General features: G+C 70.8%; 16 protein-coding genes, 4 tRNA genes and 1 pseudogene. 9 read left to right on the plus strand and 12 right to left on the minus strand.

The annotated features are described in order from the left end of the window. From B9S57_RS17475 to B9S57_RS17490, 4 genes and pseudogenes are all read right to left on the minus strand, one after another. Positions 1-263 (minus strand): annotated as a pseudogene (locus B9S57_RS17475) (hypothetical protein); the annotation flags it as partial. Positions 264-379: 116 nt separating this feature from the next. Further along, on the minus strand, positions 380-763 hold the full coding sequence (locus B9S57_RS17480) for a CrcB family protein (protein ID WP_103516534.1): 384 nt from the start codon (positions 761-763) through the stop codon (positions 380-382). After that, the gene (gene crcB / locus B9S57_RS17485) at positions 760-1,257 is read right to left on the minus strand and encodes a fluoride efflux transporter CrcB (protein ID WP_103516509.1); all 498 of its coding nucleotides are present in this window, start codon (positions 1,255-1,257) and stop codon (positions 760-762) included. Before crcB ends, B9S57_RS17480 begins: the two co-directional genes overlap by 4 nt. Next, entirely contained in the window at positions 1,254-1,607 is a 354-nt protein-coding gene (locus tag B9S57_RS17490) for a metallopeptidase family protein (protein WP_015578045.1), read from the minus strand. The genes crcB and B9S57_RS17490 overlap by 4 nt, the downstream gene beginning before the upstream one ends. Positions 1,608-1,731: 124 nt before the next feature. On the opposite strand from B9S57_RS17490, the gene B9S57_RS17495 reads away from it, so the two are divergent. From B9S57_RS17495 to B9S57_RS17510, 4 genes are all read left to right on the plus strand, one after another. Continuing rightward, positions 1,732-3,261: a metallophosphoesterase gene (locus B9S57_RS17495; RefSeq protein ID WP_103516510.1), complete on the plus strand. Its 1,530-nt coding sequence runs from the start codon at positions 1,732-1,734 to the stop codon at positions 3,259-3,261. A gap of 80 nt (positions 3,262-3,341) precedes the next feature. Next, positions 3,342-3,414, plus strand: a tRNA-Glu gene (locus B9S57_RS17500). A gap of 39 nt (positions 3,415-3,453) precedes the next feature. Beyond that, positions 3,454-3,528: transfer RNA gene (locus B9S57_RS17505), tRNA-Asp, on the plus strand. Between the two features lie 22 nt (positions 3,529-3,550). After that, positions 3,551-3,627, plus strand: a tRNA-Phe gene (locus B9S57_RS17510). A 38-nt stretch (positions 3,628-3,665) separates the two neighbouring features. Here the strand turns inward: B9S57_RS17510 and B9S57_RS17515 are convergent. Then, the gene (locus B9S57_RS17515; RefSeq protein ID WP_103516511.1) at positions 3,666-4,511 is read right to left on the minus strand and encodes a cytochrome c biogenesis CcdA family protein; all 846 of its coding nucleotides are present in this window, start codon (positions 4,509-4,511) and stop codon (positions 3,666-3,668) included. After that, a complete protein-coding gene (locus B9S57_RS17520; protein WP_103516512.1) occupies positions 4,508-5,284 on the minus strand; it encodes a thioredoxin domain-containing protein in 777 nt (258 codons plus the stop codon). Before B9S57_RS17520 ends, B9S57_RS17515 begins: the two co-directional genes overlap by 4 nt. A 189-nt stretch (positions 5,285-5,473) precedes the next feature. Between B9S57_RS17520 and hrpA the strand changes: the two genes are divergently transcribed. The 3 genes from hrpA to B9S57_RS34490 all read left to right on the plus strand — a co-directional run bounded on the left by hrpA (position 5,474) and on the right by B9S57_RS34490 (position 10,121). After that, the gene (hrpA, locus tag B9S57_RS17525; protein ID WP_103516513.1) at positions 5,474-9,430 is read left to right on the plus strand and encodes an ATP-dependent RNA helicase HrpA; all 3,957 of its coding nucleotides are present in this window, start codon (positions 5,474-5,476) and stop codon (positions 9,428-9,430) included. 116 nt (positions 9,431-9,546) lie between these two features. Beyond that, positions 9,547-9,621, plus strand: a tRNA-Asp gene (locus tag B9S57_RS17530). 140 nt (positions 9,622-9,761) lie between these two features. Next, positions 9,762-10,121 carry a DUF6274 family protein gene (locus tag B9S57_RS34490; RefSeq protein WP_181011381.1) on the plus strand — a complete coding sequence of 120 codons (360 nt, stop codon included), beginning with the start codon at positions 9,762-9,764 and terminating at the stop codon, positions 10,119-10,121. Between the two features lie 518 nt (positions 10,122-10,639). On the opposite strand, the gene bldC is transcribed toward B9S57_RS34490, so the two are convergent. After that, positions 10,640-10,846 carry a developmental transcriptional regulator BldC gene (gene bldC, locus B9S57_RS17540; RefSeq protein WP_003949541.1) on the minus strand — a complete coding sequence of 69 codons (207 nt, stop codon included), beginning with the start codon at positions 10,844-10,846 and terminating at the stop codon, positions 10,640-10,642. A gap of 659 nt (positions 10,847-11,505) precedes the next feature. Further along, positions 11,506-12,351 (minus strand): hypothetical protein, encoded by an 846-nt coding sequence (locus B9S57_RS17545; RefSeq protein ID WP_103516535.1) that lies wholly within the window; start codon positions 12,349-12,351, stop codon positions 11,506-11,508. A 177-nt stretch (positions 12,352-12,528) separates the two neighbouring features. Here B9S57_RS17545 and B9S57_RS17550 point away from each other — a divergent pair, with 177 nt between their 5' ends. Together B9S57_RS17550 and B9S57_RS17555 are read left to right on the plus strand one after the other, a co-directional pair. Further along, entirely contained in the window at positions 12,529-13,635 is a 1,107-nt protein-coding gene (locus tag B9S57_RS17550) for a Glu/Leu/Phe/Val dehydrogenase dimerization domain-containing protein (protein ID WP_103516514.1), read from the plus strand. Positions 13,636-13,985: 350 nt separating this feature from the next. Next, positions 13,986-14,243 (plus strand): DUF3073 domain-containing protein, encoded by a 258-nt coding sequence (locus B9S57_RS17555; RefSeq protein ID WP_033296941.1) that lies wholly within the window; start codon positions 13,986-13,988, stop codon positions 14,241-14,243. 153 nt (positions 14,244-14,396) lie between these two features. On the opposite strand, the gene purM is transcribed toward B9S57_RS17555, so the two are convergent. The 4 genes from purM to B9S57_RS17580 form a co-directional block, all read right to left on the minus strand. Continuing rightward, positions 14,397-15,470: a phosphoribosylformylglycinamidine cyclo-ligase gene (purM, locus tag B9S57_RS17560; RefSeq protein WP_103516515.1), complete on the minus strand. Its 1,074-nt coding sequence runs from the start codon at positions 15,468-15,470 to the stop codon at positions 14,397-14,399. 60 nt (positions 15,471-15,530) lie between these two features. Further along, complete coding sequence (gene purF, locus B9S57_RS17565; protein ID WP_103516516.1) at positions 15,531-17,057, minus strand: amidophosphoribosyltransferase; 1,527 nt, start codon at positions 17,055-17,057, stop codon at positions 15,531-15,533. 544 nt (positions 17,058-17,601) lie between these two features. Next, positions 17,602-18,456, minus strand: coding sequence for an META domain-containing protein (locus B9S57_RS17575; protein ID WP_103516518.1), 855 nt, complete (start codon positions 18,454-18,456; stop codon positions 17,602-17,604). 38 nt (positions 18,457-18,494) lie between these two features. Then, complete coding sequence (locus B9S57_RS17580; protein WP_103516519.1) at positions 18,495-19,292, minus strand: maleylpyruvate isomerase family mycothiol-dependent enzyme; 798 nt, start codon at positions 19,290-19,292, stop codon at positions 18,495-18,497. Positions 19,293-19,304 lie beyond the last annotated feature (12 nt).

Genomic DNA, 19,304 nt, shown 5'->3' on the forward strand with positions numbered 1-19,304 from the left:
GGAGCACGCCCCGGGGCCTTGGCGTCGGGCTTGCCGGAGGGGCCCCGGTCGGACTGCGCCTCGGCACGGCCGCCGCCGGAGCGGGACCCGCCGGTGCCGGACGCGGTGCCGCCGTCCGGCTGGGCCGGCGCACCCTTCCGGTCCGCGGCACGCGAGGGAGACGGCTTCCCGGCGTCGTCGCCGACACTCACACAGCCTGTGGACGCGGCGATCGTCAGCGCGGTGACGGCTGCCCAGCGGACGCGGGCGGACAACTGGCGCACGGGATGGCACCTCCGGGGAGGGGGACGGCGGGAGGGAGAGCGATGTGTTCAACTCCCCCGCACCCGCCGGGGACACGCCCGGACACACGTCCCGCACACCCACCGGCCCGGCGGACTCACCCGCCGGCGCCCCCGAAGCCTCCGGCCAGCTCCGCCCCCAGGAGCACCGCCCCGAGCCCCACCAGCAGGGACACCAGCACATTGGCCCCGGCCAGGAAGGAGCGGCCCGCCTCGGCCAGCCGCAGGGACTCGTACGAGAACGTCGAATACGTCGTCAGCGCCCCGCACAGGCCCGTGGCCAGCAGGGCGTGGACGGGTGTGGACACCGAGACACCCGTCAGCACGCCGAGCAGCAGACTGCCCGCCGCGTTGGCGGTGAGGGTCCCCCACGGGAACACGTACGGCACTCCCGCGCCGTGGTGCGCCTGCACCGCACGGTCCGTCAGATAGCGCAGCGGCGCCCCGACGGCGCCCCCGAGCGCGACGAGCAGCCAGTTCACGTCGCACGCCCCCACCGGTCCGCCAGCGCACGGGTGAGCGCGGCCGCCCCCCACACCGCGCCGAGCGCCGCCACGGCCGTCGCCGCCGCGTACACCAGGGCCGTCAGGACCTGCTGACGCACCAGCAGCCGGGTCACGTCGACGGCGTACGTCGAGAACGTGGTGAACCCGCCGAGCACCCCGACCCCCAGGAACGGCCGCACCAGCGGATGCGTGACCGCGCCCCGCTCGGCGGTCAGCACCATCAGCACACCGATCAGGGCGCAGCCCGTGACGTTGACGGCGAGGACCGCCCAGGGAAGGCCGTCGCCGCCGGCCGGCCAGGCCAGCATGGCCGCGTAGCGCGCCACGGCCCCCGCTCCGCCGCCCGCCGCGATCGCCGCCAGGACCCGCAACCCGGACGCGCCACCCATTTCCGCGCGCTGCGCGGGTACGGCGAGGTCGACGTCCGGGTCGATGGCCGGCGGTTCGGGCGGAGGGCTCTGCGTGCTCATCCGTACCCCAGTTCGTGCAGCCGCTCGTCGTCGATGCCGAAGTGGTGGGCGATCTCGTGGACCACGGTGATCTCGGTCTCGGCGACCACGTCCTCGCGGGTCTCGCACATCCGCAGGGTCGGCCCCCGGTAGATGGTGATCCGGTCCGGCAGGACCCCCGCGTACCACTCACCGCGCTCGGTGAGCGGCGTCCCCTCGTAGAGGCCCAGCAGCTCCCGGTCCTCCGGGTCCTCCGGCTCCTCCTCCACGAACACCGCGACGTTGTCCATCAGCCGCATCAGCTCCGGCGGGACCCGGTCAAGAGCCAGGCTCACCAGCTCTTCGAACTCCTCGCGCGTCATCTCCAGCACCCCGCCATTGTCACGTACCTCCGGCCGGAAGGGGCAGGCCCCACCCGCCCCGGAGGCCACCCGCCCGGTCCACCGCCGCCCGTCCGTCCGCATGTCTGCCGCCCGAACGGGGCATACGCGCCCAATGGCACGCCCGTTCCACGCCGCAGCCGTCCGTGTCCGCCGCCTCCGCCGTCCGCGCTCCACCGCCCCCGCCGGCGGGCTCGTCCCGGCCTCGCACCCCTGGAGGCGCGCGCTCGGCCTGCTGGCCGTGGTCGTGCTGGGCGCCTGGCTCGGTCTCCTGGTCGTCGGCAGCGTGCGTACGCCGGTGGGGCCCATGGACACCACCATGACCCTGCGGCCGTCGGTGAGCGGCGGCACCAAGATCAACGTGTCACCGCTCGGCGCCCTGGAGCTGGACTCCCACCACGCCCCGGTGCGGCTGGACGTGGACGTCGACCAGCTGGACCCGGAACGCTCGCAGGCTCTGGTCAAACACCCCGAGCGTCTCTCCGGTCTCCAGGACGAGGTCACCGAAGACGTCGCCGCCGGCACCCGGGAGCTGGCCGTCCGCTCCTGCGTGGCCGTCGTCTCCGGCGCCACCGCCCTCGGCCTCCTCGTCTACCGGCGGCCGCGCCGCGCCCTGGCCGCCGGAGGCCTCGCCCTGGCGCTGCTCGCCGCCTCGGGCGTCAGCGCGTACGCCACCTGGAACCCGAAGTCCGTCCTGGAGCCGAAGTTCTCGGGGCTGCTCTCCAGCGCCCCGTCGGTCGTCGGCGACGCCCGCTCGATCGTCACCGAATTCGATGTCTACCAGCAGGAACTGGCCCGCCTCGTCACCAACGTGACCAAGCTGTACGACGCCACGTCCACGCTCCCCGTGTACAAGCCCGACCCGGCGACCGTCCGCGTCCTGCAGGTCTCCGACATCCATCTCAACCCGGCCGCCTGGCACATCATCGCCTCGCTCGTCGACCAGTACGAGATCGACGTGATCATCGACTCCGGGGACACGATGGACCACGGGACGGCTGCGGAGAACGGCTTCCTCGACCCGGCCCGCGATCTCGGCGCCCCCTACGTGTGGGTGCGGGGGAACCACGACTCGAAGGAGACCCAGGCCTACCTGGAGAAGATGAAGAACGTGCACGTCCTGGACGAGGGGAAGGCGGTGACCGTGGCCGGTGTGCGCATCGCGGGCACCGGGGACCCGCAGTTCACCCCCGACCGCACGCTCCCCACCGGCGGCAAGGCGGCCGAGCAGCTCGCGGGCATGCGCCTCGCCTCGGCGCTGCGCGACCAGAGGCGGGCGGGCACCCCGGTGGACATCGCGGTCGCCCACGACCCGAACGCGGCACGGGAGACGGACGGAACGGTTCCGCTGGTCCTGGCGGGCCATGTGCACCACCGGGTGAACGAACTGCTGCCGCTGGGGACGCGGCTGAAGGTCGAGGGCTCGGCGGGCGGTGGCGGGCTGCGCGCCGTGCAGAACGAGAAGCCCGAGAAGGTGCGCGCCTCGGTGCTCTACCTGGACCGCCCCACCCGGCATCTGCAGGCCTGGGACGAGATCACCCTCGGGGGTCTGGGCCTGACGACGGCCGAGGTCAGCCGCCATCTCCCGGAGGAGAACCTGAAGAGTCCGTCCCCCTCGCCGAGCGTCTCGACGACCTCCCCGTAAACCGTTTTGGCGATACCTCCCCGCATCCCATATGCTTCTCACGTCCCCGACGCGCTGGAAAGCGCGCAGGTGGGCCCTTAGCCCTCATCGTCTAGTGGCCCAGGACGCCGCCCTTTCAAGGCGGTAGCACGGGTTCGAATCCCGTTGGGGGCACGCTTTACCGTGTGCGAGACTTGTCTCGCACATTAGCTAGGTCCTGTGGAGCAGTTTGGAGTGCTCGCCACCCTGTCAAGGTGGAGGCCGCGGGTTCAAATCCCGTCAGGACCGCTGCAGCCCTTGTGAGCTGCGTGGCTGGGTAGCTCAGTTGGTACGAGCGATCGCCTGAAAAGCGATAGGTCGCCGGTTCGATCCCGGCCCCAGCCACCACCCGAAGGCCCCGTCCCCAGGACGGGGCCTTCGTCGTGTCACGCCGCCTCCTCCTTCTCGCGCCCGGTACGCCTGCGCCACACCTGCACCGCGAGGATCAGCAGCACCACGGCGACCACGGCTCCCAGCGCAGCCATGTCCGGCACCCGCTCACCGACGCCCTGGGCCCACCGCTCGACGGCGAACGAGTCGTCCACGTCAAGGAGTCCGGGCAGCGCGGTCGTCCCGTCGTACGCGAGGAAGAGCACCCCGAGCCCGGTGAAGAAGAGACCGGAGAGCAGCGAGGTGCGGTGGACCTCGAAGCGCCCGACGCGCAGCGGCCGGCCCCTCAGCCAGGGCCTGCGGCCCAGGTCGAAGCGGTCCCAGAGCAGGGCGAGCACGAACAGGGGCGCCGCCATGCCGAGCGCGTAGACGGCGAGCAGCAGTCCGCCGTAGACCGGGCTGCCGCTGACGGCGGCCACGGTGAGGACGCTGCCGAGGATCGGGCCGGCGCAGAAGCCCGCCAGCCCGTAGACCGCGCCCAGGGCGTAGACGGAGAAGGCCTTCGTGGGCCGGATCCGGCCACCGAGCTCCACCATCCGCCGGGAGGCGAAGCCCAGCCCGGCGATCTGGGCGAGCCCGAGCCCGATGATCAGCCACCCGGCGCCGAGGACGAGCGCGTCACGGTGCCCGTGGAAGAGCCGCCCCGCGTAGGAGCCGGCGGCACCGAGCGGGACGAGCGTGGTGGCGAGACCGGCGTAGAAGATGCCCGTGCGCGCCAGGAGCCGGGAGGCCGAGTCGACCGAGTACGCGAAGAAGGCCGGGAGCAGCAGGGCGCTGCACGGGCTGACCAGAGCGAGCAGGCCGCCGAGCAGCGCGGCGAAGTACCCGATGTCCGGCGTCACTTCGCGGGCTCCCCGGCACTCCCGACGTTCGCTTCCTCCGCCGCCGCGGCCTCGATGGCCTGGGTGAAGACGGCCAGGGGCTGGGCTCCCGCCAGCGGGCGGCCGTTGACGAGGAAGGACGGGGTGGACGTGGCGCCGATCCTGTAGGCCTGCTCCCGGTCCTCGGTGACCGCCGCGGTGGCCGCGGCGCTCCCGGCGTCGCGTGCGAAGCGGTCGAGGTCCTTCACCCCGGCCTGCCGGGCGAGGGCACGCAGGCGCTCCGCACCGAACCCCTTGTCCTTGGCGCCCTCGGCGTAGGCGGCCCGGTGGAAGGCCCAGAAGCGGTCCTGCCGCCCGGCGGCCCAGGAGGCCCGGGCTGCCGCCTCGGACGCCTCACCGAAGATCGGGAAGTTCCGCCACTCGATGCGCAGGGTGCCGTCGTCGACGTACCTCCTGATCAGTTCGGGTTCGGTGTCCCGGGCGAACTTCCCGCAGTAGCCGCACTGGAAGTCGGCGTACTCGATGAGGACGACGGGGGCGTCGGTGCGGCCCTGCGCGAGCTTGTCGCCCGCCTCGCGCCGGGCGAGTGCCGCCAGCTCCCGGTGGACGTCCGCGTCGGGTCCGGTCGTCGCGGCGACGGCCGGGGTGTCGGCGGCGGGAGCGTCCGGCGCGGTCGCGCGGTAGGAGACGAAGCCGAGCAGACCGGCGGCGAGCACGACGACGACGCCGAAGAGCAGCGGCTTCCTCACTGAGGACGGCTTCCCGGGCGGGGGGCGGCGGGTGGGGGTGGTCATGCGGCGCTCCGTGCGGGTGCGTGGGGACGGGCGGGACCTGAACTGCCCGGAATGGTACGTCGTGTGACCGCGCGGAAGCGCTCCGTAACCGGCTTACGCCCGCGGAGCCCCCCGGGAGAGCGGCCTGACACGGCCAGGGGCGAAATAGGTTCGCCACTCCTCGCGCCCGGGTGAGATCCTGGGATCCGTATGTCTACTTCCTTCGCTGATCTCCAGACCCGGCTCGGGCAGCTCTCGCTCCGCGACGCGCACCGGCTCGGCCGCCGTCTCGAGGGTGCCCGCCGCATCCGCAAGCCCGAGGCCCGGCAGTCCGTGCTGGACGAGATCTCGGCCGAGGCCGGGAAGGCAGCCGAACGGCTCGCGGGACGAGCCGGGCGGATGCCGGCCCTGTCGTACCCGGAACAGCTTCCGGTCAGCCAGAAGAAGGACGAGATCCTCGAGGCGATACGCGACCACCAGGTCGTGATCGTCGCCGGTGAGACCGGCTCCGGCAAGACCACGCAGATCCCCAAGATCTGCATGGAGCTGGGGCGCGGCGTCCGGGGCATGATCGGGCACACCCAGCCCCGGCGGATCGCTGCGCGCACGGTCGCCGAGCGCGTCGCGGACGAGCTGAAGACCCCGCTCGGCGAGGCCGTCGGCTGGAAGGTGCGCTTCACCGACCAGGTGAATCCGGACGCGACCTTCGTGAAGCTGATGACGGACGGCATCCTGCTGGCCGAGATCCAGACCGACCGCGAGCTCCTCGCCTACGACACGATCATCATCGACGAGGCCCACGAGCGCTCCCTGAACATCGACTTCCTGCTCGGCTACCTGGCCCGGCTGCTGCCGAAGCGCCCCGATCTGAAGGTCGTCATCACCTCGGCGACCATCGACCCCGAGCGCTTCGCCAAGCACTTCGGCGAGGCACCGATCGTGGAGGTCAGCGGGCGCACCTACCCGGTGGAGGTGCGCTACCGGCCCCTCCTCGAGGGGGACGCCGAAGACGCTGCCGACACCGACCGGGACCAGATCACCGCGATCTGCGACGCGGTGGACGAGCTGGACCACGAGGCCCCCGGCGACGTCCTGGTCTTCCTCTCCGGGGAACGGGAGATCCGCGACACCGCGGACGCGCTGAACAAGCGCAGCCTCAGACACACCGAGGTGCTCCCCCTCTACGCGCGCCTCTCGCACGCCGAGCAGAACCGCGTGTTCCAGCGCCATACCGGCCGCAGGATCGTCCTGGCGACGAACGTCGCGGAGACCTCGCTGACGGTCCCCGGCATCAAGTACGTGATCGACCCGGGCAACGCCCGCATCTCCCGCTACAGCCACCGCACCAAGGTCCAGCGGCTGCCGATCGAGCGGATCTCCCAGGCCAGCGCCAACCAGCGCAAGGGCCGCTGCGGCCGTACGTCGGACGGCATCTGCATCCGGCTGTACTCCGAGGACGACTTCCTGACCCGTCCGGAGTTCACCGACCCCGAGATCCTGCGGACCAACCTCGCCTCCGTCATCCTCCAGATGACCGCGGCCGGCCTCGGCGACATCGAGAAGTTCCCCTTCATCGACCCGCCGGACCACCGCAACATCCGCGACGGTGTGCAGCTCCTCCAGGAGCTGGGCGCCCTCGAGCAGGCGGAGAAGTCCCCCCAGGAGGGGAAGCGGGGGCAGCGCCTCACCCCGCTGGGCCGCAAGCTCTCGCAGCTGCCGGTGGACCCCCGCCTGGCCCGCATGGTCATCGAGGCCGACACGAACGGCTGCGCCCGCGAGGTCATGGTCATCGCCGCGGCGCTCTCCATCCAGGACCCGCGCGAGCGGCCCTCGGAGAAGCAGACCCAGGCCGACCAGAACCACGCCCGGTTCAAGGACGAGACGTCCGACTTCCTGGCGTACCTGAACCTCTGGCGCTACATCCGCGAGCAGCAGAAGGAGCGCGGCTCCTCGTCGTTCCGCCGGATGTGCAAGCAGGAGTACCTGAACTTCCTGCGGATCCGTGAGTGGCAGGACATCTACACGCAGCTGCGGACCGTCGCGAAGCAGATGGGCATCGCCGTCCAGGAGCCCAAGGCCGACGAGGGCGTGCCCGAGCAGGCGGTCCACACCTCGCTGCTGGCGGGGCTGCTCTCGCACATCGGGCTGAAGGACACCGAGAAGAACGAGTACCTGGGTGCCCGCAGCGCCAAGTTCGCGGTCTTCCCGGGCTCCGCGCTCTTCAAGAAGCAGCCGCGCTTCGTGATGTCGGCCGAGCTGGTCGAGACGTCCCGGCTCTGGGCGCGGGTCAACGCGAAGGTCGAGCCGGAGTGGATCGAGCCGCTCGCCCAGCACCTGCTGAAGCGGACCTACAGCGAGCCGCACTGGGAGAAGGACCAGGCAGCGGTGATGGCGTACGAGCGGGTCACGCTCTACGGGGTGCCGATCGTCGCCCAGCGCAAGATCAATTTCGGCCGTATCGACCAGGAGGCGTCGCGTGATCTGTTCATCCGCAACGCCCTGGTCGAGGGGGACTGGCGCACCCCTCACCAGTTCTTCCATGACAACCGCAAACTGCTGGGCGAGGTCGAGGAGTTGGAGCACCGCGCCCGGCGCCGCGACATCCTCGTGGACGACGAGACGCTCTTCGACTTCTACGATCAGCGGATTCCGGAGCACATCGTCTCCGGGGCGCACTTCGACTCCTGGTGGAAGCACAAGCGCCGTGACGAGCCCGACGCACTCGACTTCGAGCGGTCCATGCTCATCAACGAGAAGGCCTCGGCGGTCACCAAGGACGACTACCCCGACTCCTGGCGGCAGGGGAAGCTCAAATTCCGGGTGACCTACCAGTTCGAGCCGGGCTCGGACGCCGACGGTGTGACCGTCCACATCCCGCTCCAGGTGCTCAACCAGGTCACCTCCGAGGGCTTCGACTGGCAGATCCCGGGCCTGCGCGAAGAGGTGGTGACCGAGCTGATCCGCTCGCTGCCCAAGCCGATCCGCCGGCACTACGTCCCCGCACCCAACTACGCGGACACGTTCCTCGACCGGGCCGTCCCGCTCCAGGAACCCCTGCCGTTCACGCTCGCCCGCGAGCTCCAGCGGATGGTCGGCGTCCCGGTCACGGCCGACGACTTCGACCTGTCCCGGGTCCCCGACCACCTGAAGATCACCTTCCGGATCACTGACGAGCGGCGCCGCAAGGTGGCCGAGGACAAGGACCTGGAGGCGCTGAAGATCCGACTGCGCCCCAAGGCCCGCCAGGCCCTCTCCCAGGCGGCCGCGGCCACCGCCGGGCCGTCGGGCGAGTCCATCGAGCGTTCCGGCCTCACGGACTGGACCATCGGCACCCTGAACCGCGTCTTCGAGACCCGGCGGGCGGGCCAGCCGGTGAAGGCGTACCCGGCCCTCTCCGACCAGGGGGAGACCGTCGCCGTACGCCTCTTCGACACGGAGGCCGAGCAGCAGCAGGCGATGTGGCGCGGGACCCGGAAGCTGATCCTGCTGAACATCCCGGTGAACCCGGCCAAATTCGCCTCGGACAAGCTCACCAACCAGCAGAAGCTGGCCCTGTCCCGGAATCCGCACGGCTCGATCCAGGCGCTCTTCGAGGACTGCGCGACGGCGGCGGCCGACCGGCTGATCGCCGCGCACGGAGGCCCCGCCTGGGACGAGGCGTCGTTCCGGAAGCTGTACGACAAGGTGCGCGCCGACCTCGTGGACCTCACCGTCCGCACCATCGGCCAGGTGCAGCAGATCCTGGCCGCCTGGCAGGCCTGCGAGCGCCGCCTGAAGTCGACGAACAGCCTGGTCCTGATCAACAACGTGACGGACGTACGGGACCACCTGGCCCGTCTCGTACCGCCGGGGTTCGTCACCATGACCGGACTGCGCAGGCTGCCCGACCTGATGCGCTACCTCGTCGCCGAGGACCGCCGGCTGCAGCAGATGCCGACGAACGTCCAGCGCGACACCACGCGCATGGAGAAGGTCCACGAGATGCAGGACGAGTACGCCTGGCTGCTCGAACAGCTGCCGCAGGGGCGGCCGGTGCCCCAGGAGGTCCTGGACATCCGCTGGATGATCGAGGAGCTCCGGGTGAGCTACTTCGCGCACGCACTGGGCACCGCACAGCCCGTCTCCGACAAGCGGATCGTGAAGGCGATCGACGCGGCCGCACCGTGAAACGACCCCCCACCGGGCCGTAGTGGCACCCGCACGGTGAGTGAGTTCGACCTGGCCCCGGGACCTCCTGTAGTGTCTGTCTTCGCAGCCAGCCGCAAGGCCGGAAGCGAAAACCTGGTCCTGTGGAGCAGTTTGGAGTGCTCGCCACCCTGTCAAGGTGGAGGCCGCGGGTTCAAATCCCGTCAGGACCGCAGTAGACGGAAGCCCGGATCCTCTGGATCCGGGCTTCCGTGCGTCTTGACGCCGACGCCCGCCGCCGGTAACCCCGTAGGACGGAGTCCGCCCCCTTCCCCCGATGCGGGGCGGCCGGGTCCACCGGGAGGCCGCACGCATGTCTGCGCCCACGGAAAGGCACGAGACCCGCGCGCTGCTGCGCGCCCATCTGGCGGCCGCCTCCGGCTACCGCCACCTCACCCAGCGCTGTCCGATCTGCCATCGCCTGCTGCGGCTCGCCATGGAGCCCCTGACGGCCCCACAGGCGCCGTACGCACCCGAGGAGTCCGGCAACCCGGCCGAGCCGCCCCACTCCCCGGAGACGGCCACCGGGGCCCCCGGGGCGGACGCCGGGGCGGCGCCCCTCCCGCACCGGACGCCACCGGCGCGGGACGGAACCGGCGCGGACCACCCCGAGGCACCCCTCGGAGCCCCGCCGGAGGCCCGCCCCGGGGACGAAGGTCCTCGCGCGAGATGACCGTCTCCCGCAGCGGAGCGCCGTCCCGCAGTGGCAGGCTCGTAGTTGGCAAGACCGCGCCGGTGTGACGGGAGTCACCTAATCAGTTCTGCGCGGGGGGCACTTTACGCACTTCCTACAACTGGCGAATTTAATATGTGCAATTGCACTGCCTTCGACGTACATCCCGGACCGTTCCGCCCGAGCCGTCCCAGGGCGTCCGGGACCCGGGCGAACAGTCCCGAACAGGCCCGCCCGGAGTCGCACGCGGTCGCCCCGCAAACCGACCCGTCGGCTGGTTCGGGCATCCGCCGGCGCCGTTCGGGCGGCCTCGGCCCCTTCCGCACCCCGCCAGGGCTCACCGGGCACAAAAAGATCGCGCTGGACCCGGCGGAGTCCAGCGCGATCAGACGACGAACCCGCTTGTCGCAGGCATGGCACCCGTTGGGGCGGGCACCCGTCGTGTGGAGCTATGAGTGGGACACCGGGGGTTGGGGGACCCTCCAGCGCCCTGTTGTGGCTGCGGCGACAGGGGTGTGTCAGGCCTCGCTGCGCTGCTGCGGAATACCCGCAAGCAGTGCGCGGACCTCTGCCTCGCGGTACCGGCGATGCCCACCGAGCGTGCGGATGGACGTGAGCTTGCCAGCCTTTGCCCAACGGGTGACCGTCTTCGGGTCCACGCGGAACATCGTGGCAACCTCAGCCGGGGTCAGCAGCGGCTCGGCATCAGGGGTGCGAGCGGTCATGAGCGGCCTCCTCGGGAGAACCGAACCATCTCGGTTCTTTCCTCTAAATTCTGCACCTTGACCCGCGTTGCCCGAAATGGCGGACGCGGGCCGAGTCGGTTATAGGACGAACGGCTTGTCTTCGGCACTACAACTACACCATCCGTCCAGCCACGTCGGCCAAACCGATGGAATTGCCCTCCCAGGTGTTCATCAGCGACGGAAGCCGATGGACCATGCCATAGCGGACAGTCACGCCCCAGTGACGATCAGTCACAGGACGATCTGGAGTCATCAGAAGTCATCAGACCCCCCATAGCGTGCAATGCTGAGCATTCCGCACATAGTTGGGCGGACAGAGCCCTCCCCGAACTCCTTGTCCTATTTTGGCATGAGGAGTAGGGAAGGGCGCAAGGGCCCCGTTAGTGCTATCCATCACGCTTGAGGCAAAGGCCCGGTTCGGGACGTAGGTCCCGGGCCTCGCGAGCAAGCTCCCGCCCCACCTGTCGCACGCGTCACATTCGACGCCGGTTCACAGCCCGTCAGTTCCCCTCAGGGCATCTCCGTTCACCTCCGTCGGACTCCCGGGTGCCTCCGGATGTCGGACACCTCACAGGATGTCTCTTCCCTGCGGATAGCCCCTCTATGCGACGGTGCGTTCACCTTCACACCGATTCGGGCTAGTTGGAGGATTGTAGGTCGCGCACCGCTCGCCAGCGGTCGGCCAGGCGCCCGTACGCGACACCCGCCGCGTCGTCGTCCCCCGACCGCAGCGCCGCGATGCCCTCGGCCACGTCCGCAGCCGACCGGTCCCCGGCCAGCTGCTCACCGCTCAGGGCATGGACCAGACCGCCGTAGTCCAGCTCGACCATGGCGCGCGGATGGAACTCCTCCAGCCAGCGCCCCACCTCCACGAGTCCCTCGGTGAGCGGCCCTTCGTCGACGGTCTCGCGCAGCGTCCGCAGCGCCCTCGCGAGCCGGCGCCGCGCCTGGACCATCGGGGTCCTGTACCGCAGCAGGGGCCGCTCCACGCCGGCACCGGCGGCGACGTACTCCCGTTCCTCGTCGTCGAAGAGGACGAACCAGCGCACCGGCACGTGCCACACCGTGGTCCGGATCCAGGGACGGGCGTCCGGGTTCCGCTCGGCCCACCGCTCGTGGTCCGCCTCCGCCTGACCCCGGACCACCGGGGGGAGAACCGCGTCGAGCACAGTGGCCGGAAACAGACCCCCCAGTTCACCCATGGCCAACCAGGCACGCATCCGGGTGCGCCACGGGCAGACGCAGATCGTGCCGTCGACCACCGCGACGAAGGCGTCCGCGCTCTCGTGCACCGGCACCGCCACGGGCGGGGTCGGAACCAGGTCGGCGAGCGAGCGACGCAGTTCGTCCTGGGCCGTGGGGAGCTCCGAGCGCCGTGCGTAACGCGTCCAGTGACCCCGTTCGGGTTCACGGAAGGCGGCGAGCGGCTCGTACACCCGCAGGTAGGACGCGTAAGGGACGAGCACCGAAGACACCACCGACATGCGGTAAATCGTGTCACGCCCGTACTCCACAGGGGGGTGATCCCGGGCACGGGAACAGATCTCCGTGTCCTGAGGACTTACGCTCTTGCCCAGTCGGACCGACCGGTGGCGGTCGGTCCGGGGCCCTCCCCACCTTCAGGAGGGTCTTCCGCCGCTTCGTACTTGGGAGTCACCACAGTGACCGATGTGACCGGCGTGCCCGCCTCTGCTGATGTCCTGCGCACCTTGTTCCACTCGGAGCAGGGAGGTCACGAGCAGGTCGTGATCTGCCAGGACCGTGCCAGCGGCCTCAAGGCCGTCATCGCCCTGCACTCCACCGCCCTGGGCCCGGCCCTCGGCGGGACCCGCTTCTACCCGTACGCCTCCGAGGAGGAGGCCGTCGCGGACGCGCTGAACCTGGCGCGCGGCATGTCCTACAAGAACGCCATGGCCGGCCTCGACCACGGCGGCGGCAAGGCCGTCATCATCGGCGACCCGGACGCGATCGAGGCCGGTCAGAAGGCAGAACTGCTCCTGGCCTACGGACGGTTCGTGGCCTCGCTCGGCGGCCGCTACGTGACCGCCTGCGACGTCGGCACCTACGTCGCCGACATGGACGTCGTCGCCCGGGAGTGCCGCTGGACCACCGGCCGCTCCCCCGAGAACGGCGGCGCGGGCGACTCCTCCGTACTCACCGCGTTCGGCGTCTTCCAGGGCATGCGGGCCTCCGCCCAGCACCTGTGGGGCGACCCCACACTGTGCGGACGCACGGTGGGCGTGGCGGGCGTCGGCAAGGTGGGTCACCACCTGGTGGAGCACCTGCTGAGCGACGGCGCGGAGGTCGTCGTGACGGACGTGCGCGAGGAGTCCGTGCGCAGGATCACCGACCGGCACCCCGAGGTCACGGTGGCGGCGGACACGGACGCGCTCATCCGCACCGAGGGTCTGGACATCTACGCCCCGTGCGCCCTGGGCGGCGCGCTGAACGACGAGAGCGTTCCCGTCCTCACCGCCAAGGTGGTGTGCGGCGCGGCCAACAACCAGCTCGCACACCCCGGCGTCGAGAAGGACCTGGCCGACCGATCGGTTCTGTACGCACCCGACTACGTGGTGAACGCCGGCGGCGTGATCCAGGTCGCCGACGAACTCCACGGTTTCGACTTCGACCGGTGCAAGGCGAAGGCCGCGAAGATCTTCGACACCACGCTGGCCATCTTCGCACGTGCGAAGCTGGACGGGATTCCGCCGGCCGCGGCGGCCGACCGGATCGCCGAGCAGCGGATGGCGGACGCCCGTCGTCGCTGAGAATTCACCCCCGCGTCAGCACCGCGCCCCCGTCACCGGTCTCCTAGGAGACGCCGGTGGCGGGGGCGCCGCGCGGTGGGACGACGCCCTGCGGGCGGCAGGGAGACAAGACTCACTCCGGTCGGCGGGTCGGCCGTCCACAAGAGGTTAAAATCGGGGTTGACCAGCGAGGACGGGCTCCTCTGCGGTCCTGCGCGGAGGCACGTGATGCGGGCGGCGTACCGTAGGGCCGAGGAAGCAGGTACCGTTAAAGCCACGGGCGCGGTCTCTCTGCCGAGAGTCCGTCCTGAAACATGAACGCGTGTCAAGACTCTGGGGCCGTCGAGCCCCGTCACCGAGGGGGTCGAGCCATGGGGCGCGGCCGGGCAAAGGCCAAGCAGACCAAGGTCGCCCGCCAGCTGAAGTACAGCAGCGGCGGAACAGACCTGTCACGTCTGGCCAATGAGCTGGGCGCATCACCTTCGAGTCAGCCACCGAACGCCGAGCCGTTCGAGGACGACGACGAGGAAGATGACCCGTACGCACAGTACGCGGATCAGTACAACGACGACGAGGACGCGGACGAGGACGACCAGTCCGGTCCGTCGTCACAGCGCCGCGGCGCTTGACCTCGCGCTGACACATCAACCCGGTCCGGGCCTGCCCGGACCGGGTTCTGTGCTGTCCCGCTCCGGGCGGAAGAGGACGTTCCGCGGCCGACCCGGCGGTCGGCGGCGTCGACCACCGGTCCGGTGGTGTCCCGGGCCGGTGGTCTTGACGTCCTACCGTGCGTAGCTGCCGGTCAGCTCGGCGCCCGTGGTGCGGTCCCCGCGCTCGGTGATCTCACCGGCGACCCAGGAGTCGACACCGCGGTCGGCCAGCGTCGTCAGCGCCGCGTCCACCGAGTCGGCCGGAACGATCGCGATCATGCCGACACCCATGTTGAGCGTCTTCTCCAGCTCCAGCTGCTCGACCTGTCCGGCCTTCCCGACCAGGTCGAAGACGGCGCCGGGGGTCCAGGTGGCACGGTCGACCGTGGCGTGCAGCCCGTCCGGGATCACCCGGGCCAGGTTGTTGGCCAGGCCACCGCCGGTGACGTGGCTGAAGCCGTGCACCTCGGTCGTGCGGGTCAGGGCCAGGCAGTCCAGCGAGTAGATCCTGGTGGGCTCCAGGAGCTCCTCGCCGAGCGTCCTGCCGAACTCCTCGACCTGGCGGTCCAGGGCCCAGCCGGCCCGGTCGAAGACCACGTGGCGCACGAGCGAGTACCCGTTGGAGTGAAGACCGGACGACGCCATGGCGATCACGGCGTCACCCGTACGGATACGGTCCGGGCCCAGCAGCCGGTCGGCCTCGACCACGCCCGTCCCGGCACCCGCGACATCGAAGTCGTCGGGGCCCAGCAGGCCCGGGTGCTCGGCCGTCTCGCCGCCGACGAGGGCGCAGCCCGCCAGGACACAGCCTTCGGCGATGCCCTTCACGATGGCGGCGACACGCTCGGGGTGCACCTTGCCGACGCAGATGTAGTCGGTCATGAAGAGCGGCTCCGCGCCGCAGACGACCAGGTCGTCCACGACCATGCCGACGAGGTCGTGGCCGATGGTGTCGTAGACACCCATCTGCCGGGCCAGGTCGACCTTGGTGCCGACTCCGTCGGTCGCGGAGGCGAGCAGCGGGCGCTCGTAGCGCTTGAGCGCCGAGGCGTCGAAGAGGCCGGCGAATCCGCCGAGACCGCCGAGGCCGGCGACCTCGGGGCGCTGCGTCTTCTTCACCCACTCCTTCATCAGCTCGACGGCGCGGTCACCGGCTTCGATGTCGACGCCCGCCGCAGCGTAGGAAGCACCTGTTGTCTCAGACATGGCCCGGGATCTTTCGTGTGGGAATACGGGGCTGGTGGGACGGCAGCCGGTCGGTCCGGGTCACGGACGACGCAGTGCGTCGGACGCCGCGGTCGCGGCGGGTCCGGCCGCCAGCTCGGTCTCCAGCAGCTGCTTGCCGAGCAGTTCCGGGTCCGGAAGCTCCATCGGGTATTCGCCGTCGAAGCAGGCGCGGCAGAGTTTCGGCTTGTCGATCGTCGTGGCCTCGATCATCGAGTCGATCGAGATGTAGGAGAGCGAGTCGGCACCCATGGAGGTGGCGATCTCGTCGACCGACATGCCGTTGGCGATCAGCTCGGCGCGCGTCGCGAAGTCGATGCCGAAGAAGCAGGGCCACTTCACGGGCGGGGAGGAGATCCTGATGTGGATCTCGGCGGCGCCCGCCTCGCGGAGCATCCTCACCAGGGCCCGCTGGGTGTTGCCACGGACGATCGAGTCGTCGACGACCACCAGGCGCTTGCCCTTGATGACTTCCTTGAGGGGATTCAGCTTCAGCCGGATGCCCAGCTGGCGGATGGTCTGTGAAGGCTGGATGAAGGTCCGGCCGACGTAGGCGTTCTTGACCAGTCCGGCTCCGAACGGAATTCCGCTCGCCTCGGCGTAGCCGATGGCCGCGGGAGTTCCCGACTCCGGTGTCGCTATGACCAGATCGGCCTCGACAGGGGCCTCGGCCGCCAGCTTCCGGCCCATCTCCACACGGGAGAGGTAGACGTTCCGACCGGCGATGTCGGTGTCGGGGCGGGCCAGGTAGACGTACTCGAAGACACAGCCCTTGGGCTTCGCTTCCGCGAAGCGCGTGGTGCGCAGCCCGTTCTCGTCGATGGCGACGAGCTCGCCCGGCTCGATCTCGCGGACGAAGCTGGCGCCGCAGATGTCGAGGGCGGCGGACTCGGAGGCCACCACCCAGCCACGCTCCAGGCGGCCGAGGACCAGGGGACGGATGCCCTGCGGGTCACGGGCGGCGTAGAGGGTGTGCTCGTCCATGAAGACGAGCGAGAAGGCGCCCTTGACGTCGGGGAGCACCTTGGCGGCGGCCTCCTCGATGGTCAGAGGCTTGTCGTCGCCGTCTCTCTGGCCGGCGAGCAGCGCGGTCACCAGATCGGTGTCGTTCGTCGCCGCGACCTGGGTGGCACGCCCGTCCTTGCGAGGAAGGTCGGCGACCATCTCGGCGAGCTGGGCCGTGTTGACCAGGTTGCCGTTGTGACCCAGGGCGATCGAGCCGTGCGCGGTGGCACGGAACGTCGGCTGCGCGTTCTCCCACACCGAGGCACCGGTGGTGGAGTAGCGGGCATGACCGACCGCGATATGGCCCTGGAGCGATCCCAGAGACGTTTCGTCGAAGACCTGCGAGACCAGTCCCATGTCCTTGAAGACCAGGATCTGGGACCCGTTGCTCACTGCGATGCCCGCGGACTCCTGTCCACGGTGCTGCAGGGCATACAGTCCGAAATAGGTGAGCTTGGCGACCTCTTCGCCCGGAGCCCAGACACCGAAGACGCCGCAAGCGTCCTGGGGGCCTTTCTCTCCGGGGAGCAGGTCGTGGTTGAGTCGTCCATCACCACGAGGCACGGCACCGAGTGTAGGCGAGATCGACCACCGGTCCGAATTGGACGGCCGCCGGAATGGGGCCGACGGGGCGTCGGCGGAGCACCCCCGGCGGGGCCCGGACCGGCATCGGGTGATCACTCCGGGTGATCACGGCGCGGATCGTTCTCCGGTCCCGAACGCCCTCGAGGCAGTCGACGCCCGGGATGGGGGCCGGTTACCGGCGGGTGGCGCGGTCTGCCCGATCCGCCCCTGCCGGGCGGCCGGAGAGCCGCGCCCGGCGCCCACTCGGGGGGTGGCCGGGCGCTCGTTTCGTGGTGAGCCTCACACTGCCGGGTGTCGGCGTGGACCCCCGTGAGCCGTTCCGGAGCGCTTCCGGCCGTCCGTTCGAGGCCGCCCCCTCCAGGCCGGCCGCCACTCGCGCACCGAGCGGTGCCGGCGGATCCGCCGGCGTGGGACGGATGTCCGAGCCGGCGGAGCTGCGGGCGTCGTGGGAGAGGGCGGACGCCGGCCTGCTCCCCTGTCCCACCGGCGCGTGAGCTGGTCGTAGCGGACGCGCCCCGGCCGGTCATCGCCCGGTCGCCGCCGGGGCGGACGCGTCGATTCCCTTGCCGCTCTTCGCCGCGACCGACAAGGAGCGGTGATCGATCGCGTACGTCGTCCTCCCGTCGAGCACAGCGAGCAGGGCGCGCTCCAGCTCCATCTCGGGGCCCGGGCACATCTTCCTGGTGGAGGTGAGCGGGCCGAAGGTCAGGGTGGAGCCGGAGACCTTCGCCGTGCCGTGGAAGGAGTTGCAGCCGAGACTGCCCTCAACCGAGCCGTCCTTGCCGAAGGTCAGGTGCGCCTTGTCCTCCGTGCCGGCGGGCAGGGAGGACGCGGTGCTGCCGGACACCAGGCCGGTGACCTTCCAGGCGGTGCCGGTGAGCGGGGCGGGCGGCTCGGAGGTGAGGGCCATCGCGTCGCCCTCGGGAGTGGTCAGGGTCAGGGTCTTCTCGTCGCTCCGGCCCGCCACGGCGGCCTTGAGCTCACCGCGGAAGGTGCGGCCCATCGCGGTCTCGAACCGCTGCACGTCCTCCTCGCACGCCATGTCGGTGGTCGTGCTCCGCCCGACGGTCATCCCGGCGCCGTCGACCCGGACGTCGGCGGTGAAACGGTTGCAGCCCAGACTGCCGGTGGCCTTCCCCTCGGAGTCGATCTCGACGTGGGCCCCCTCGGGTGCGGCGGTCCTCTTCCCGCCGACGGTCAGGGAGGACACCTTCCAGTGGACACCGGTCACGGGCACCTCCGTCCGCACGGTGCCGCCGCCGTCCCCGGAGTCCCCGGACCCCGCTCCGGAACCCGACTCCGTGCCGCAGGCGGCGAGGGGGAGGGCCAGAACACCGAGAACACCGAGAACACCGACGGTCATACGTTGTGTGCGCATGGCGTTGGGACGGAACGAGTGGGCGATCCGGTTCCCTCTCAGCCCATCAGCGGAAGGAGCGGTGCGAGGTCGGCCCGCTCGCCACTGGCGCTGACCTGCGCCGCTTCGAGAGCCTCCGCCCACCCCGTACGTCCTGTGGCCAGCCGGATCCAGGTGAGCGGGTCCGTCTCCACGACGTTGGGCGGCGTCCCCCGGGTGTGCTTGGGGCCCCCGATGCACTGGACGACGGCGAACGGGGGGACGCGTACCTCGACGGAGCCGCCCGGCGCCCGGTCCGCCAACGCGTCGGCGAGCAGCCGGGTGCAGGCCGCGAGCGCCTGACGGTCGTAGGGGATGTCGAGGCCGGTCGCCCGGTGGAGGTCGTCGGTGTGGACGACGAGCTCGACGGTGCGGGTGACCAGGAAGTCGCCCAGCCGCATCGTCCCCGACCGGGTCGTCACCAGCCGGTCACCGGCGTCCGCGGGCACCAGCTCGGCGAACCGGGCCGACGTCTCCTCGTACAGCGCGTCGAGGTCGGGCCGTCCCTCGGCCAGTTCCCGGGTGTGGTCGGCGATGCCCGCGGAGCCGCCGGTGGTGGAGAACGGCCACTCCAGCAGGGAGACCTCCGGCTTGGGGCCCCTCGGCGCCGGCAGCTCCATGGCCCGGCTCGCCCGCTCCAGGGCCATGATCAGGTGTGCCGCGAGCTCCCGCACCGTCCACTCTCCCAGCCCCGGCAGAGCGAGCTGCTCCGCCGTCAGGCCGCGCACGGCGTCCCTCACGTGAGCGAACTGGGCCAGGACGGCGGTCCTGGTCCGGGTGACGTCGTAGGCGCGGGGGCGCTTCTTGGCCGGTGGCATGCAGGCGAGACT

Source organism: Streptomyces sp. SM10, from assembly GCF_002910915.1.
GTDB lineage: Bacteria > Actinomycetota > Actinomycetes > Streptomycetales > Streptomycetaceae > Streptomyces.